The sequence below is a fragment of the Pseudomonas endophytica genome (genome assembly GCF_001411475.1).
In the GTDB taxonomy this organism is placed as follows: Bacteria; Pseudomonadota; Gammaproteobacteria; order Pseudomonadales; family Pseudomonadaceae; genus Aquipseudomonas; species Aquipseudomonas endophytica.
The window spans coordinates 24,258-38,779 of record NZ_LLWH01000002.1 but is presented as its reverse complement, the minus strand read 5'-3'; the positions used below and the strand labels follow the sequence as shown (position 1 = coordinate 38,779).

General features: G+C 52.7%; 14 protein-coding genes and 2 pseudogenes. 6 read left to right on the top strand and 10 right to left on the bottom strand.

All coding sequences use genetic code 11. The annotated features are described in order from the left end of the window. Positions 1 to 52: 52 nt before the first annotated feature. Together AQS70_RS01110 and AQS70_RS01105 are read right to left on the bottom strand one after the other, a co-directional pair. Positions 53 to 1,405, bottom strand: a complete 1,353-nt coding sequence (locus AQS70_RS01110; RefSeq protein WP_055101107.1) for a GntP family permease — start codon at positions 1,403 to 1,405, stop codon at positions 53 to 55. A gap of 85 nt (positions 1,406 to 1,490) precedes the next feature. Continuing rightward, a complete protein-coding gene (locus tag AQS70_RS01105) occupies positions 1,491 to 2,024 on the bottom strand; it encodes a gluconokinase (protein WP_055101106.1) in 534 nt (177 codons plus the stop codon). Between the two features lie 228 nt (positions 2,025 to 2,252). Here AQS70_RS01105 and gntR point away from each other — a divergent pair, with 228 nt between their 5' ends. Continuing rightward, on the top strand, positions 2,253 to 3,284 hold the full coding sequence (gene gntR / locus AQS70_RS01100; protein WP_055101143.1) for an HTH-type transcriptional regulator GntR: 1,032 nt from the start codon (positions 2,253 to 2,255) through the stop codon (positions 3,282 to 3,284). Between the two features lie 33 nt (positions 3,285 to 3,317). Here gntR and AQS70_RS24255 read toward each other — a convergent pair. Continuing rightward, positions 3,318 to 3,743, bottom strand: a pseudogene (locus AQS70_RS24255) (methyl-accepting chemotaxis protein); the annotation flags it as partial. Positions 3,744 to 3,869: 126 nt separating this feature from the next. Then, positions 3,870 to 4,538: pseudogene (locus AQS70_RS24250) on the bottom strand (PAS domain-containing protein); the annotation flags it as partial. Between the two features lie 388 nt (positions 4,539 to 4,926). On the opposite strand from AQS70_RS24250, the gene AQS70_RS01090 reads away from it, so the two are divergent. After that, positions 4,927 to 5,349, top strand: coding sequence for a GNAT family N-acetyltransferase (locus AQS70_RS01090; RefSeq protein ID WP_055101142.1), 423 nt, complete (start codon positions 4,927 to 4,929; stop codon positions 5,347 to 5,349). Here the strand turns inward: AQS70_RS01090 and def are convergent. From def to AQS70_RS01075, 3 genes are all read right to left on the bottom strand, one after another. Further along, positions 5,333 to 5,872, bottom strand: a complete 540-nt coding sequence (gene def, locus AQS70_RS01085) for a peptide deformylase (RefSeq protein WP_055101104.1) — start codon at positions 5,870 to 5,872, stop codon at positions 5,333 to 5,335. The two genes, AQS70_RS01090 and def, sit on opposite strands and share 17 nt — an antisense overlap. A 2-nt stretch (positions 5,873 to 5,874) precedes the next feature. Then, the gene (locus AQS70_RS01080) at positions 5,875 to 6,819 is read right to left on the bottom strand and encodes a YihY/virulence factor BrkB family protein (RefSeq protein WP_055101103.1); all 945 of its coding nucleotides are present in this window, start codon (positions 6,817 to 6,819) and stop codon (positions 5,875 to 5,877) included. Between the two features lie 175 nt (positions 6,820 to 6,994). After that, entirely contained in the window at positions 6,995 to 7,186 is a 192-nt protein-coding gene (locus AQS70_RS01075) for a CsbD family protein (protein WP_055101102.1), read from the bottom strand. 196 nt (positions 7,187 to 7,382) lie between these two features. Here AQS70_RS01075 and AQS70_RS01070 point away from each other — a divergent pair, with 196 nt between their 5' ends. Next, on the top strand, positions 7,383 to 7,763 hold the full coding sequence (locus AQS70_RS01070; protein ID WP_055101101.1) for a hypothetical protein: 381 nt from the start codon (positions 7,383 to 7,385) through the stop codon (positions 7,761 to 7,763). Between the two features lie 149 nt (positions 7,764 to 7,912). Here the strand turns inward: AQS70_RS01070 and fadD1 are convergent, their stop codons facing one another. Together fadD1 and fadD2 are read right to left on the bottom strand one after the other, a co-directional pair. Next, on the bottom strand, positions 7,913 to 9,604 hold the full coding sequence (gene fadD1 / locus AQS70_RS01065) for a long-chain-fatty-acid--CoA ligase FadD1 (protein ID WP_055101100.1): 1,692 nt from the start codon (positions 9,602 to 9,604) through the stop codon (positions 7,913 to 7,915). 358 nt (positions 9,605 to 9,962) lie between these two features. Then, entirely contained in the window at positions 9,963 to 11,651 is a 1,689-nt protein-coding gene (fadD2, locus tag AQS70_RS01060) for a long-chain-fatty-acid--CoA ligase FadD2 (RefSeq protein ID WP_055101099.1), read from the bottom strand. Between the two features lie 201 nt (positions 11,652 to 11,852). Here fadD2 and AQS70_RS01055 point away from each other — a divergent pair, with 201 nt between their 5' ends. Both AQS70_RS01055 and AQS70_RS01050 read left to right on the top strand, forming a co-directional pair. After that, positions 11,853 to 12,797: an alpha/beta hydrolase gene (locus AQS70_RS01055; RefSeq protein ID WP_055101098.1), complete on the top strand. Its 945-nt coding sequence runs from the start codon at positions 11,853 to 11,855 to the stop codon at positions 12,795 to 12,797. A gap of 74 nt (positions 12,798 to 12,871) precedes the next feature. Then, positions 12,872 to 13,342 (top strand): MaoC family dehydratase, encoded by a 471-nt coding sequence (locus AQS70_RS01050; protein WP_055101097.1) that lies wholly within the window; start codon positions 12,872 to 12,874, stop codon positions 13,340 to 13,342. Positions 13,343 to 13,390: 48 nt separating this feature from the next. On the opposite strand, the gene AQS70_RS01045 is transcribed toward AQS70_RS01050, so the two are convergent. Next, positions 13,391 to 13,858 carry a ferritin-like domain-containing protein gene (locus tag AQS70_RS01045; protein WP_055101096.1) on the bottom strand — a complete coding sequence of 156 codons (468 nt, stop codon included), beginning with the start codon at positions 13,856 to 13,858 and terminating at the stop codon, positions 13,391 to 13,393. 207 nt (positions 13,859 to 14,065) lie between these two features. On the opposite strand from AQS70_RS01045, the gene AQS70_RS01040 reads away from it, so the two are divergent. Then, positions 14,066 to 14,302, top strand: coding sequence for a DUF3820 family protein (locus AQS70_RS01040; RefSeq protein WP_048379563.1), 237 nt, complete (start codon positions 14,066 to 14,068; stop codon positions 14,300 to 14,302). Positions 14,303 to 14,522: the final 220 nt, after the last annotated feature.

The following is a 14,522-nucleotide window of genomic DNA, read 5'->3' as shown; positions in this document are numbered from 1 at the left end:
TGAGGGTTGCTAAGCAACCCATCGCAGCCTACGGCAGTGACTACAGGCGGTCTTAAACCACCAACGACAGCAGCATGATGAAGATCAACGCAACGATCGACAGAATGGTTTCCATCGCGGTCCAGGTTTTGAAGGTTTCGGCCACGGTCATGTTGAAGTACTGCTTAACCAACCAGAAACCCGCATCGTTTACGTGAGACAAAATCAACGAGCCCGCGCCCGTCGCCAACACCAGTAACTCACGGTTTACGCCCGGAATCATGTCTACCACCGGCAACACAATCCCCGCCCCGGTAATAGTCGCCACGGTTGCAGAACCGGTTGCGATACGGATTACCGCCGCCACCAGCCATGCCAGCAAAATCGGCGAAATCTGTGCCTGCACCGCCATGTGACCGATCACGTCACCCACACCACTAGCCACCAGCATTTGCTTGAAGCCGCCGCCCGCACCAATGATTAGGATGATCGCGGCGGTGGGTGCCAAGCTTGCATCGAGCAATTTCAGGATGCGCTTGGAGTCGATCCCCTGCCGCGCCCCAAACGTGTAAAGCGACAGCAGCAACGCCAACAACAGCGCGCTGATCGGATGGCCAATCATGTCCATCCAGCCGCGGAAGAAGTTGCCATCCGGCAATACTACGTCAGCGAAGGTCTTGAGCAACATCAAGAACACCGGCAACAACACAGTGACCAAGGTAATGCCAAAGCTCGGCAAGGTGCTGGACTCAGGCTCGCTGGCCAGTTGATCGACGAGTTCCTGTGACGGATTGCCCGGAATGTACTTGGAGATGAACGTCCCGAAAATCGGACCGGCAATAATCGCGGTGGGTAACGCCACAATCAGGCCGTACAAAATGGTTTTACCGATGTCAGCCCCAAACACACCGATTGCCAACAACGGGCCAGGGTGCGGCGGAACCAGACCGTGGACCGCAGACAAACCGGCGAGCAACGGAATGCCGATTTTGATCAGCGACACACCGGTACGACGAGCAACAATAAACACCAGTGGAATCAGCAAAACAAAACCGATTTCGAAAAACAGCGGAATGCCGACCAAGAATGCGGCAAACATCATCGCCCACTGCACCCGCTCCTTGCCAAAGGCGCGGATCAACGTACGCGCAATCTGATCGGCGCCCCCCGAGTCAGCCATCATTTTGCCGAGCATGGTGCCCAACGCCAAAATGATCCCGACAAAGCCCAATACGCCACCAAAACCGTCTTGGAACGACTTGAGGATCTGATTAGCGGGCATGCCGGAGGTCAGCCCCAGAAAAATAGAAGCGATGATCAAGGCAATAAAAGGATGGAGCTTAAACCGGGTGATCAGCACGATCAGCCCGATGATCGTCACCACTGCATCAACCAGCAGAAAGGTATGTTGGGACATGCCTAGCATGGAGCGTCTCCTGCCTTGTTTTTATTATCAACTACAAATGAACAGCCTGAGCCGTAACAGACAGCGCTGTCTTTGTGCAACCAAGTCATGAGGCCGCCCCCTCTTTGCGTTCATCCCACCAACGATTGGCCTCACTCGCCAATTCCTTGATGTTTTGGGTTGCCGCATTCAAGGTCAGCACTAAAGGCTCGGAGCTTGGGGATTCAAGCGCATCGAATTGGCTGTCGATGAGCGTCTTAGGCATAAAGTGCCCCGGACGATGGGCAACTCGGTCAGCCGCGACGCGTGGGGTCAGCTCTAGATACACGAAACCCAAGCCATCAACGGCTGCACGTAAACGCTCGCGATAACGCAGTTTGAGCGCTGAACACGTCAGAACCGGACGCTGGCCACGTGCAATAGCGGCGCGCAGCTCATCGCACAAACTGTCGAGCCAGCCTGAGCGGTCGTCATCGGTCAGTGGTATACCCGCGCTCATTTTTGCAATGTTGGCCGCAGGATGAAACGTATCGCCTTCAATCGCAATTGCACCATTAAGCTGGCACAACGCTTGGCTCACACTGGACTTGCCGCAGCCGGCAACGCCCATGATCACCAGGGCAGTGATAGGTTGGTTCATGTAACACCTCAGTCCGTAGACAGCGCTGTCTTAGCCAAAACTTTCATAAGCTGAAAGCAAAGTGCTTAAACCAGGCTACCGACGTCTATTTCTCATTTTTATGGGGAGACGCCGTGACGCTCTCGACATACAAAGATATTGAATAATCCTACAGGCAATTAGGCAATTGCCGACAGACAAGGACAGCGCTACCTTAGTGACTTGTTTTTTGTTTGGCAAGCCGCCCTGATGACCTCCTCTAAAAACGATAAAAACCCCCGCACCACGGGACGCCCGACCCTTAATGAAGTGGCTCGGCTGGCTGGCGTCAGCCCGATTACCGCCTCCCGCGCCTTACGTGGTATCAGCAGCGTGGCCACCGAACTGGTCGAAAAAGTACGCTTGGCAGCCGACGAACTGAACTACGTGGTCAACCCCGCTGCTCGCGCATTAGCGTCGGCGCAAAGTCACTCGGTGGTTGTGTTGGTGCCATCGCTGTCCAACCTGCTGTTTATTGACACCCTGGAGGCCATTCACAGCGTGTTGCGCCCCAAAGGCTTTGAGGTATTGATCGGCAACTATCATTACTGCCGCGATGAAGAAGAAAACCTGTTGCGCAACTACATGGCGTATCAACCTCGCGGCCTGTTATTGACCGGCTTTGATCGTACTGAAAGTTCGCGGCGCATGATCGAAGCGAGTAAAACGCCCTGTGTGTACATGATGGAGTTGGATGCGGGTGCTGGCCTGAACTGCGTCGGATTTTCGCAATTAAAAGCCGGCGAAACAGCGGCCCAGCATTTAATCTCCCGCGGGCGTCGACACCTTGCTTACATCGGGGCACAGCTGGATCAGCGCACCCTATTGCGAGGCGAAGGTTTCCGTCGCACCTTGCTGGACGCGGGGCTCTACAACCCCGACCTTGAAGTCCTGACCCCACGCCCCTCTTCGGTTGGCTTGGGCGCAGAGCTGTTTTTACAATTACTCACCAGTCATCCCCACGTGGATGCGATCTTTTTTGGGAATGACGACCTCGCCCATGGCGCTTTACTGGAGGCCGCCCGCATCGGGATCAAGATTCCGCAACAGATCTCAATCTTGGGCTTCAACGACCTGCCCTCGTCCGAATTTATGGTGCCGCGCCTGAGCAGCATTCGTACGCCGCGAGAAAGTATTGGCCGTCGCGCCGCCGAACAGATGCTCACCTTAATGGCGGGGAATAAGGTTCAACAGCCAGTGCAAGACATGGGCTTTGAATTAATGCTGCGCGAAAGCACCTGATTGCCCTACAAGCCACAGGTCGTTGCTAAACAACTAACTGATTTGCAACGTCGAATTGAACTGGCTGATGGCGTCGACCACATGCCTTGAGCCTTGTTGGATTTCTACAATCGCCTGTCCTGCCTTGCTGGCCAGCGAAACACCCAACTCGGTTCGGCTCAAACTCGACTGCATGCTAGTGACTGCGCTGCGCGATAAGTCATGATTTTTGCGTACCACTTCGACGATTTCTACCGTCGCCGCACTGGTGCGCGCCGCCAGACTCCTAACCTCGTCTGCCACCACCGCAAAACCACGGCCATGCTCGCCCGCCCTAGCGGCCTCAATCGCAGCATTCAACGCCAGCAGGTTAGTTTGATCCGCGATACCGCGAATCGTCAGCACGATTTTTCCGATGATGTCAGATTGCTGGCTAACTGCATCAATACTGCCAGCGGCCTCGTTGAGGTCTTTGGAAATGGCTTCAATGGTCTGCACCGTCTGCTGAACAACGTGCGAGCCTTTTTGCGCGCAGGCATCGTTTTGGACTGACGTTGCGTGGGCCGATTCAGCAGCTATTTGTAGGTTATTAATTTGAGCGGTGATGTCACTGGCGAACTTCACCACTTTATACAGTCGTCCTTTGGCATCGAAAATGGGGTTGTACGAAGCCTCTAAAAACACAGCATGCCCATGCTTGTCGACCCGTTCAAAACGCCTAGACTGGTATTCGCCGCGATTGAGCGAGGCCCAAAAATTTTTGTAGCCGGCCGACTCAGCCTCACTGCGGCGACAAAACATGCTGTGATGCTGGCCTACAATTTCAGGCAACGAATAATGCAACGTGTTGAGAAAGTTCTGGTTGGCATTGAGAACTCGGCCATCAGGGGAAAACTCGATCATCGCCATAGAGCGACTCAAGGCATTCACGATGCTTTGATTCTCGTGCTCTTTATTCACCCTATCGGTGATGTCGGCAGCCACTTTTATCACGCTGGTCACGTGATGGCTGGCATCTACAATCGGCATGTAGCTGGCTTCCAGCCAGCTCTCGCGTCCCGCTTTATCGAGGCGGGCAAATGTTCCACTCAGAGGCACACCCTCGGCCAAGCTTTTCCAGAATTGAGCGTACTCAGGGCTACGCTGATAAGTCTGTTCGCAAAAAATGCGGTGATGCTTGCCGCGAATCTCCTCAATGGCATAACCCATCGTGCGGCAAAAGTTGTCGTTGGCTTCAACAATGATCCCATCAGGCGTGAACTCGATAATTGCCATCGTGCGATTGATGGCGATTAATTTGGCTTTCATCTCATCTAAAGAACAACTTAAGCGCTTATTTTCCAGCAGATCGGCTTTGCGGTGCGAATTAAACATGACCCACCCCCTGACGGTGCTGTCTTGTAATGATTTTTGGTTTTAGAGGCACAACAAAACGTCTGCGCGGTTAGCGCTGGTTATTTCAATTACGCATATTCAGGGGGCAAATGGCTGGACGTTTAGCCCCTTAACTTTTTAAGCATAGGCGAGCAACAGAAGGGTGCAAGCCATTTGCTATCAAGGAGCGACGAAACGCACGTAGGGCGAGAAATCAGAAAGTACAGCGCAAGTGAACAACGCCAACCCTGTCTATACTGCGCGCTTGTTTTCAGAGCCTGTGGACTTCATGACTGATATTGCTTACGCCCCACTCGAAGCGCCATTGTGGCCACTCATGAACAAGTTTTATCGCACCCACCATTCGTCGATGAAGGCGAGCAAAGACGCGCAACTGTGGGTCGCACGTCAAGAGGAAATCATCGCAGGGTTGTGCTTGCGACCAATGGCTGGCGGCTATTGGCTGACTGGATTATTTGTCGCACCGCAGTTGCGCGGACAAGGTGTTGCGGGGGCACTGCTGGAGGCTGCGTTATCACCTTGCGCGGGGCCGGTGTGGTTGTTTTGTGCCCCTGAACTGCAAGGGTTTTATCAACGTTTAGGCTTCAGCGCGGACACCGACTTGCCCTACGCATTGCAGGAGCGTCTGGCTCGCTATCAACGCAATAAAGCGATGATAGCGATGGGCCTTAACCCTACTCTTGAATGCTAGGCGCCAGCTCCGGGAATAAAACCTCGATAAAACCGAACTTGTTGAAGTCCTTGATACGCGATGGATACAGCCGACCGATCAGGTGATCACATTCGTGCTGCACGACTCGCGCATGAAAACTGTCTGCGATGCGTACGATCGGCTCACCTTTGGGGTCAAAACCTTCGTAGCGGATCTTCTCAAAACGCTCTACAACACCGCGCAAGCCTGGTACTGACAAGCACCCTTCCCAATCTTCTTCAACCGCGGGAGTCAACGGCGTGATCAGCGGATTAATCAGAATGGTCTGCGGCACCGGCTCAGCATCCGGGTAACGCTCACTGTGCTCGAAGCCAAAGATCACCAGTTGCAAATCAACGCCAATTTGCGGGGCCGCCAGCCCTACTCCACCGGCGTGTTCCATGGTCTGTAACATATCGTCGATTAGTTGCCAGAGTTCTGGCGTGTCAAACATTTCGGGAGGCACTGGCTGAGCCACCCGCAGCAGACGCTCATCACCCATTTTCAAAATTTCACGAATCATAGTCAGGCTTCATCTGAAGTGGATTTAAGGGAATGGTCGCGCCCCAGACCAGACACATTCGGCTGGTCGTCGTTTTCATCAAATGTTTTATCGCCTGGGTCCTTGCCTTCAGCTGACATGTGCTCGATCACAGCGTTCATTTCAGCGCCCAACAGCAGTACGGCTGACGAAATATAGAAGTACAACAAGAGCACAATAATTGCGCCGATGCTGCCATACATGGCGTTGTAATCAGCAAACGTTTTGACATAAAAAGCAAAACCCAACGAGGCCGCAATCCAGACCACCACAGCCAATACCGAGCCTGGGGTAATAAAACGAAACTTCTGCTCAACGTCTGGCATCACGTAGTAAATAACCGCCACGGCCACCATCATCAGCAAGATAATCACCGGCCAGCGCAAAATGGTCCATAGGGTCACTACAAACGTCTCAAGCCCCACCTGCCCGGCGAGCCAACCCATCACTTGCGGCCCAAGCACCATCAGCGCAGCGGCAGCTAGAAGCATTCCGGCGATGCCAATGGTGTAAAAAATTGATAACGGAAAACGCTTCCAAATCGGTCGAGCTTCAACCACGTCATACGCCGCATTCATGGCACTCATCATCAAACGCACACCAGCGGAAGCTGTCCATAGCGCGACGACAATACCAAAAGATACCAATCCGCCTTTAGATTGCTGCAACTGATCAATCACCGGGTTGACTTGCTCCAACGCTTGCGGCGGCAGCACCAGTTCGGTCTGCAAACGCAACCAGCTGAAAAAGTCGGGCAAATGTAAAAAGCCGATGAGGGCGATCAAAAACAGGATGAACGGAAATAACGAGAAGAGCATTTGGTAGGCCAATGCTGAGGCATACGTCGACATTTCATCGTCGACGAATTCTTTGACCGTACGCACCAATACTTTGCCTAACGGCAGGCCGTTCAAGACCGGAAAAAACATAGCGTCTCCTTTCGCCGTTTAAAAATTGAGCCCAACCCATCCTCTGCGAGGATCCAAGCACAGGGTTTTACCTCAAAAATAGTTCAATTGGCGACTTCGGAAACACTTAACCGCCAAACCTATAAAAAACGGCCACCTTTAGGATGGCCGCTTTAAGAGATGACGAAGAACCCAATCACGCTTTATCGACGGTTTTCTTCACTGCATCTTTAGCCTTTCCGACAGTCTGCTGCCCTTCGCCCTTCAGCTCTTGGGCTTTGCCTTCTGCTTCCAGCTTGTCATTGTCGGTCGCTTTACCCACCGCTTGCTTGACATTACCTACTGCTTCGTTCGCCATGCCTTTGATCTTATCGCCAGTGCTGCTCATGGGATTTCTCCTGATGAAAGTTCGGATGTCATTCTCGACATAACATTGACCTGAGGACCTCGCGCAGAGTTTCATTTATTTTCTTGGTTCATTTCGTCGCTAGGCAAAGGTTGAGCTTTATGTTTACCCGCTAACCCCTGAGAATGCGCAACGTATTCAGGCCATGGCGCTGAAGATCCGCAATTGTAGGAAGGTTATGAAACTCGATAAAAAGCAGGCTATCGCCCGCAGAAACCAAGAACTTGGCGGCGCGGTGTTGGGCGTCAACAACTGCCATCTCGCCACATTGAACACCAATAAAAATATTTGGTGGTTCGATATTCCTCTGGTTCGTCTGGCAATTGGCCAATACGAATGGGTGCACTTGCTTCTGCATACGCCAAGCACCGACGAGTTGCTGCACCTGAAGGTCACTACCGCATTTTTACGCGAAAAGCGTGAAGGGATGGTGGTCCGCGCGACGCACAAGCGTACGCCCACCATGAGCCTTGAGCTGAGCGCAGACAAAGACTCTTACTTGCAAGACGTACGCCCCGCTGGCACCGGAGTGAATTTTGCGCAGTTCTTGCAGAAATAAATACGCGTTGGAGGAGCTGCCGGTCGACTCCCGATTGCTCGCGTTCTTTTGATCCTTTAAAGATCGCAGCCTTTGGCAGCTCCTACGCTTAGCACGCTATGCAAACGACAAAGCCCCGCAATGCGGGGCTTTGTCGTATCAGAGCGACCTTACTTTTTAAGGCCCATCTTTCTCAGTTCTTCGTCACGTAATTCGCGGCGCAAAATTTTGCCTACGTTGGTCGTCGGCAAGCTCTCACGGAACTCGATAGCTTTTGGCGCTTTGTAAGCCGTAAGGTTAGCCCGCATGTGTGCCATTACCTGCTCTTTAGTGAGAGTCATGCCCGGCTTGACCACAATAAAAACTTTGATCAGCTCACCGGTTTTATCATCTGGCACACCAATAGCAGCTGACTGTAAGACACCTGGCAGCGAAGCCATGACGTCTTCTAGCTCGTTTGGATACACATTGAAACCAGACACCAGAATCATGTCTTTTTTGCGATCCACAATGCGCATATAGCCGTCAGGCTGGATCAACGCAATATCGCCAGATTTCAACCAACCATCGCCATCAAGGATTTCAGCCGTCGCGTCAGTGCGTTCCCAGTAGCCCTTCATGACCTGCGGGCCTTTGATACACAGCTCGCCAATTTCACCCAGCGGTAACTCTTCGCCCGCGTCGTTGATCACTTTGCACAGGGTCGAAGGCATCGGAATCCCGATGGTGCCAATCTGAATACTCTGGATCGGGTTTACCGACGCGACAGGGCTGGTTTCAGTCATGCCGTAACCTTCGCAAATCGGGCAACCGGTGACGGTCTTCCAGCGCTCGGCCACTGACAACTGCAACGCCATGCCACCTGACAAGGTGACTTTAAGTGACGAGAAGTCCAGTTTGCGGAATGTCTCACTGTTGCACAGCGCGATAAATAAGGTATTGAGCCCAACAAAACCGGTGAACTTCCACTTCGACAGTTCCTTGACCATTGCAGGCAGATCACGAGGGTTACTGATCAATACGTTGTGGTTGCCCAACAACATCATGGCCATGCAATGAAAGGTAAATGCGTAGATGTGATACAGCGGCAATGGCGTAATCAGAATTTCACAACCTTCATTGAGGTTGGAGGCCATCAGCGCCTTGCACTGCAACATGTTAGCGATCAAGTTGCGATGAGTCAGCATCGCCCCTTTGGCCACCCCGGTGGTACCGCCGGTGTACTGAAGAACCGCAACATCAGTGCTGAGCGGGTTGGCTTCGTTGACTGACAGGCCTTGGCCTTTGCTCAGTACATCGTTGAACTTAACGGCTTTAGGCAAGTGATACGCCGGGACCATTTTTTTAACGTACTTAATAACGCTGTTGATCAATACCCGTTTGAAGGGCGGCAGCATGTCGGCCACTTCAGTGACGATCACGTGCTTGATTGAGGTTTTAGGTAAGACCTTTTCGGCTAGGTGCGCCATGTTAGCGAGGCAGACCAGTGCCTTGGCGCCTGAGTCGTTGAACTGGTGTTCCATTTCCCGCGCGGTGTACAGCGGGTTGGTGTTAACCACGATCAAGCCGGCGCGGATGGCTCCGAACACAGCGACCGGGTATTGCAACACGTTGGGCAGTTGCACAGCGATGCGATCGCCGGGTTGCAGGTCGGTGTGCTGTTGCAGCCAGGCGGCAAAGGCACCCGACAGCTCGTAAAGCTCACCGTAAGTGATGGTTTTGCCGAGGTTGGTGAAGGCTGGCTTATCGGCGAAACGTTGGCAAGATTGGCGCAATACCGCCTGAATATTTGGGTATTCGTCAGGATTGATTTCTGCAGCAATCCCAGCTGGGTACTTATCCTTCCAAAAGTCTTCAATCATGGAAGCCCACTCCTCAGCGTCGCGAATTCTTCACCGCATTTGTGCGGTTATTATTTGTTTGATTTTGTACTGGAAATTCTGGCTTTTTACTTACCGAGAAGTCACAAAGCGCGCCGAGAGTAGCAGCTTTGCCAAAGGTCGCCTAGAGCCAAAAAAGGGTGCTAGCGTCACATTTCTGACTGTCCTACAATCCTAAGTCACCATTAGAGCTCAAGCACTATTCCAGTCACGAGCCCTTTAAACAAGGGGTTACAGGGCCGTTGCCGACGATTAGAGCGCTCTACCCTGTTATTTCAGGACGCAATAAAAAAGCCCGTCAGCCGAAAGCAAACGGGCGTTTGTCGCCTACCTGAACAAATCAGGCGGTATCTCGTAATTCTCGGCGCAGGATCTTGCCAACCGGCGTCATGGGCAATGAGTCGCGCACCACAATCTGCTTGGGCACTTTGTAGCCGGTGAAGTTGTCTTTGCAGTACGCCTTGAGCTCTTCAACACTCACACCGCCTGCGCGTGGCACGACGAACAATTTGACGGCTTCACCTGTCCGCTCGTCGGGTACACCAATCACCGCACAGTTAGCAACTTTGGGATGTGCCATCACAATGTCTTCGATTTCATTGGGGTACACATTAAAGCCAGAGACGATAATCAGGTCTTTTTTACGGTCAACGATGCGCACAAAGCCATCAGGGTCAATGACCGCAATATCACCGGTTTTGAACCAGCCCTCGGCATCCAGTACTTCGGCGGTGGCCTCGGGGTTTTTCCAGTAGCCCTTCATCACTTGCGGGCCTTTGACGCACAGCTCGCCGCGTTCCCCAAGCCCTAACTCAGCCCCGTCATCGTTGATGACTTTCATGAGGGTCCCCGGCACCGGCATGCCCACCGTACCCAGCCTTGCATGACCGCCGTAAGGGTTGGCACTGGCCACCGGTGAGGTTTCGGTTAAGCCGTAGCCTTCGACGATGCGGCAACCAGTGAGTTTTTCCCAACGCTCAGCTGTGGCCTTGACCAGCGCCGTGCCGCCCGAATTAGTGAGCTTGAGGGAGGAAAAATCCAAGGTCTTGAAGTCTGGGTGATCCATCAGCGCCACAAACAAAGTGTTCAGCCCTAAGAAAGCGCTGAAACGCCAATTTTTCAGCTCTTTGATGAAGCCTTTAATGTCTCGCGGATTGGTGATCAAGATGTTGTGATTACCGGTCACCATCATGCACATGCAGTTCGCGGTAAAAGCATAGATATGGTAGAGCGGCAACGGCGCCACCATGATCTCCTGACCTTCCTTAAGCAACGGCAAACCGTCTTCGGCATGCTGGGACAAACAGCCACGAATCTGCTGCATGTTAGCGACCAAATTGCCGTGAGTAAGCATCGCGCCTTTCGGCAAGCCTGTAGTGCCGCCGGTGTATTGCAGTACAGCGATGTCATCCAGCCGAACTTGCTGCGGTTGAAGGGTATGCCCCGCACCCTGCTCAAGGACCGTTTTGAAGGGGATGGCCTGCGGCAGGTGGTAAGACGGTACGAGCTTTTTAACCTTGTCGACCACAAGATTGGTCACCCAACCTTTGAGCGTGGGCATCAGGTCGCCCATTTTGGCTTCAATCAAATAGTCGATTTCGGTGTCTGCGACCACCTCCTGCACACGCTGACCAAACATGTTGAGGAACACCAGCGCGCGTATGCCCGCACTCTTGAACTGATGGCGCATTTCACGGGAGGTATATAACGGGTTGGTGTTGACCACTACTAACCCGGCACGTAACGCGCCGAATACCGCAATGGGGTATTGCAGGACGTTGGGCATTTGAACAGCGACACGATCACCGGGCACCAGCGTGGTGTGCTGTTGCAGGTAGCCGGCAAACGCTGCGCTGTAGCGATCAAGCTGCGCATAGGTAAGGGTGATGCCCAAGTTACTGAAGGCAGGCCGGTCTGCAAATTTTTTGCAGGAGCGCTCAAAGACATCCACTACCGACGTAAAAGCCGTCATATCAATGTCCAGCGGAACGCCTGCGGGACGTTTGTCATTCCAGAAGTCTGGTTGCATTATTTTTATCCTCTTACCTGAGCATGTCTGTCTGCACCCGTGATGCAGTAAAAGCACAGCGTGCTGGACGTTAACAGTAATCAAGTAGTAGGCAAATAAGTCGATCTCCGCCATTTACATCTTGAATCTTATTACCGTGTTTTCGCCTTTGATGCGGCTTATGCGCTATACATGGCTACGCCCTTATGCAAAGGAACTGCCATGCTCCATGAAACCTTTTGGCTGGAGACGAATGACCGCACGCGTCTTTTCGCTAATCAGTGGCTACCCGAGGTTAAACCTAAGGCCATCATCTTGTTGGTGCATGGCATGGCGGAGCATAGCGGTCGATACGCACGTTTAGGCCACGCCTTGAGCGAAGCCGGCTGTGGGTTGTACGCCCACGACCAGCGCGGCCATGGCCAGAGCGCACAACAGGGAACGTTGGGGCATTACGCCGACGCCCAAGGGTGGAGTGCCGTGGTCAGCGATGTGGCGTGCCTTCATCGGCACATCAACCAGACGCATCCTGACACGCCCATTTTTGTATTAGGTCACAGCATGGGCAGTTACATCGCCCAAGCGTATTTACTGGATCACAGCGCCAGCGTTAAGGGTGCCATTCTCAGCGGATCGAATTTTCAGGCGGTTGCGTTGTACCGCAGCGCGAGCCTGATCGCCTGCCTCGAGCGTTGGCGTCAGGGGCCTAAAGGTCGCAGTGCGCTGATTGAATGGCTGTCTTTCGGTTCATTTAATAAAGCGTTCAAACCCAGTCGCACGCACTTTGACTGGCTGAGTCGCGATCCCATCGAGGTCGATGCCTACGCCAACGATCCTTTGTGTGGTTTTCGTTGCACCAACCAGTTATGGGTCGATTTGCTGGGTGGCTTGCAGCAAATCAGCAAAGCGTCCAATCTCGTGCAAATTGACGCTTCCCTGCCCGTACTGATCATTGGCGGCGCCCGTGACCCGGTCAGTGAAGGCAAGCGTTTGGTCGATCTGAGCGCTGCGTTACGCAAGGCAGGGCTTGAACAGTTGCAACTCAACCTTTACCCAAACGCCCGACATGAGCTCTTTAATGAAACCAACCGTGACGATGTGACCTCTGATGTGATCGCATGGCTGAATCTGGCACTAGGCTACTCACGCCCGCCGCGGAGTGAATAAGCGCGCCACAGACTTTAGAAAAGACTTTAAAATCAAAACCTTAAACCAATCACCCGTCACAGGACACGTGCTAGATGACCCAGGTTACCAACACCCCGTACGAAGATCTCGAAGTCGGCCAGACTGCCAGCTACAGTAAAAACGTCGAAGAGCGTGATATTCAGCTTTTTGCGGCCATGTCTGGCGACCATAACCCGGTGCATCTTGATCCTGAGTTTGCAGCCGCCACTATGTTCAAAGAGCGTATTGCCCACGGCATGTTCAGCGGTGCACTGATCAGCGCGGCCGTGGCCTGCGAACTGCCTGGGCCGGGCACTATTTATGTCGGTCAACAAATGAGCTTTCAGAAGCCGGTAAAAATAGGTGACACCCTCACCGTGCGTCTTGAAATTCTGGAAAAGCTGCCTAAGTTTCGCGTGCGTATTGCAACCCGCGTGTTCAACCAACGCGAAGAAATCGTGGTTGATGGCGAAGCCGAGATCATTGCGCCGCGTAAGCAGCAAACCGTGACCCTCACAGCGTTACCTGCGATTAGCATTGGCTAACCCATAAAAAAACGCCGGCTAGCCGGCGTTTTTTTAACTCTAGAGCGTTTAAGCACGGTCACGAGCTTGATTACGCAGAGCCTTAACTTGGTCGTGGTTACGCTGCACGTTCAGGTACTGACGTTCAACCACGTCGCGAATGCCTACCAAGTTGTGCTTGGAGATTTTTTCCAGCGCCTCTTTGTATGCCTTCAGCGCATGATCTTCACCGCGCTCAGCTTCGTTGAGCACCGCCTCTTCATCTTTACCGGTAAAGATCGACTTCACGTCGACCCAGCGGCGGTGCAGATCGCCCGAGACGCTGGTGCTGGTCTCTGGATCGCCACCCAACTTACGCACTTCGGCCTGCAGTTCTGTGGCAGCGGTGCCGCAGTCAGCGGAGCGCTTTACAAATAGCGCTTTAAGCTCTGGGTTCTTGATATCTTCGGCGCAAGTCTTGAAGCCTTCCTGACCATCTTTGCTGGTTTCGATCAGATCGTTCAGAACAGAGATGGCTTCTTTGTTGAGGTCAGTCATTTTTCAATTCCTTGCTGAGTTGAGGATCGTGCATTAATGATTGCAGTCCTCGTGCCAGCTTTTAATAATAAATAAATCCTTTAAAAACAATTAGTTAACAAATACACAAAAATCCGCATCCGGTTTTTTTGCATGAACTGTCATTTGGCCTGCATGCAAAATGCCTGTATTTTTCATATTACTGCCGTAGACACCCAAGGCCACTGAATGAACCCCGAGAAACTCGAACTGCTGGTCACCCGAGAAATGCCATTCGGCAAATACAAAGGCCGAATCATTGCCGACCTGCCCGGCCAATACCTGAACTGGTTTGCACGTGAAGGCTTCCCAAACGGCGAACTCGGGGGTTTGTTGGCGCTGATGCAAGAGATTGACCATAACGGACTCTCAGATCTGCTCGACCCATTGCGGGCTAAACATGGGAAACCCAAACCTCGCCATTAACACCACAAAATGACCGTGTAGGAGCTGCCGAAGGCTGCGATCTTTTGATCTTAAAAGATCGCAGCCTTCGTACCTCGGCAGCTCCTACAGGTGACTTATTTATATTCCAGCTCTAAAAGCCAACCTCGGAATACCCCGTAGGAGCTGCCGCAGGCTGCGATCTTTTGATATCGATCCAGCTTGTTTTTGACATACGCGCTATCAAAGGCCAGGCAAAAAA

Excerpts from the sequence above, each read along its gene's own strand:
- AQS70_RS01110 (WP_055101107.1), bottom strand. The coding sequence starts at position 1,405 with ATGCTAGGCATGTCCCAACATACCTTTCTGCTGGTTGATGCAGTGGTG.
- AQS70_RS01105 (WP_055101106.1), bottom strand. The coding sequence starts at position 2,024 with ATGAACCAACCTATCACTGCCCTGGTGATCATGGGCGTTGCCGGCTGC.
- gntR (WP_055101143.1), top strand. The coding sequence starts at position 2,253 with ATGACCTCCTCTAAAAACGATAAAAACCCCCGCACCACGGGACGCCCG.
- AQS70_RS01090 (WP_055101142.1), top strand. The coding sequence starts at position 4,927 with ATGACTGATATTGCTTACGCCCCACTCGAAGCGCCATTGTGGCCACTC.
- def (WP_055101104.1), bottom strand. The coding sequence starts at position 5,872 with ATGATTCGTGAAATTTTGAAAATGGGTGATGAGCGTCTGCTGCGGGTG.
- AQS70_RS01080 (WP_055101103.1), bottom strand. The coding sequence starts at position 6,819 with ATGTTTTTTCCGGTCTTGAACGGCCTGCCGTTAGGCAAAGTATTGGTG.
- AQS70_RS01075 (WP_055101102.1), bottom strand. The coding sequence starts at position 7,186 with ATGAGCAGCACTGGCGATAAGATCAAAGGCATGGCGAACGAAGCAGTA.
- AQS70_RS01070 (WP_055101101.1), top strand. The coding sequence starts at position 7,383 with ATGAAACTCGATAAAAAGCAGGCTATCGCCCGCAGAAACCAAGAACTT.
- fadD1 (WP_055101100.1), bottom strand. The coding sequence starts at position 9,604 with ATGATTGAAGACTTTTGGAAGGATAAGTACCCAGCTGGGATTGCTGCA.
- fadD2 (WP_055101099.1), bottom strand. The coding sequence starts at position 11,651 with ATGCAACCAGACTTCTGGAATGACAAACGTCCCGCAGGCGTTCCGCTG.
- AQS70_RS01055 (WP_055101098.1), top strand. The coding sequence starts at position 11,853 with ATGCTCCATGAAACCTTTTGGCTGGAGACGAATGACCGCACGCGTCTT.
- AQS70_RS01050 (WP_055101097.1), top strand. The coding sequence starts at position 12,872 with ATGACCCAGGTTACCAACACCCCGTACGAAGATCTCGAAGTCGGCCAG.
- AQS70_RS01045 (WP_055101096.1), bottom strand. The coding sequence starts at position 13,858 with ATGACTGACCTCAACAAAGAAGCCATCTCTGTTCTGAACGATCTGATC.
- AQS70_RS01040 (WP_048379563.1), top strand. The coding sequence starts at position 14,066 with ATGAACCCCGAGAAACTCGAACTGCTGGTCACCCGAGAAATGCCATTC.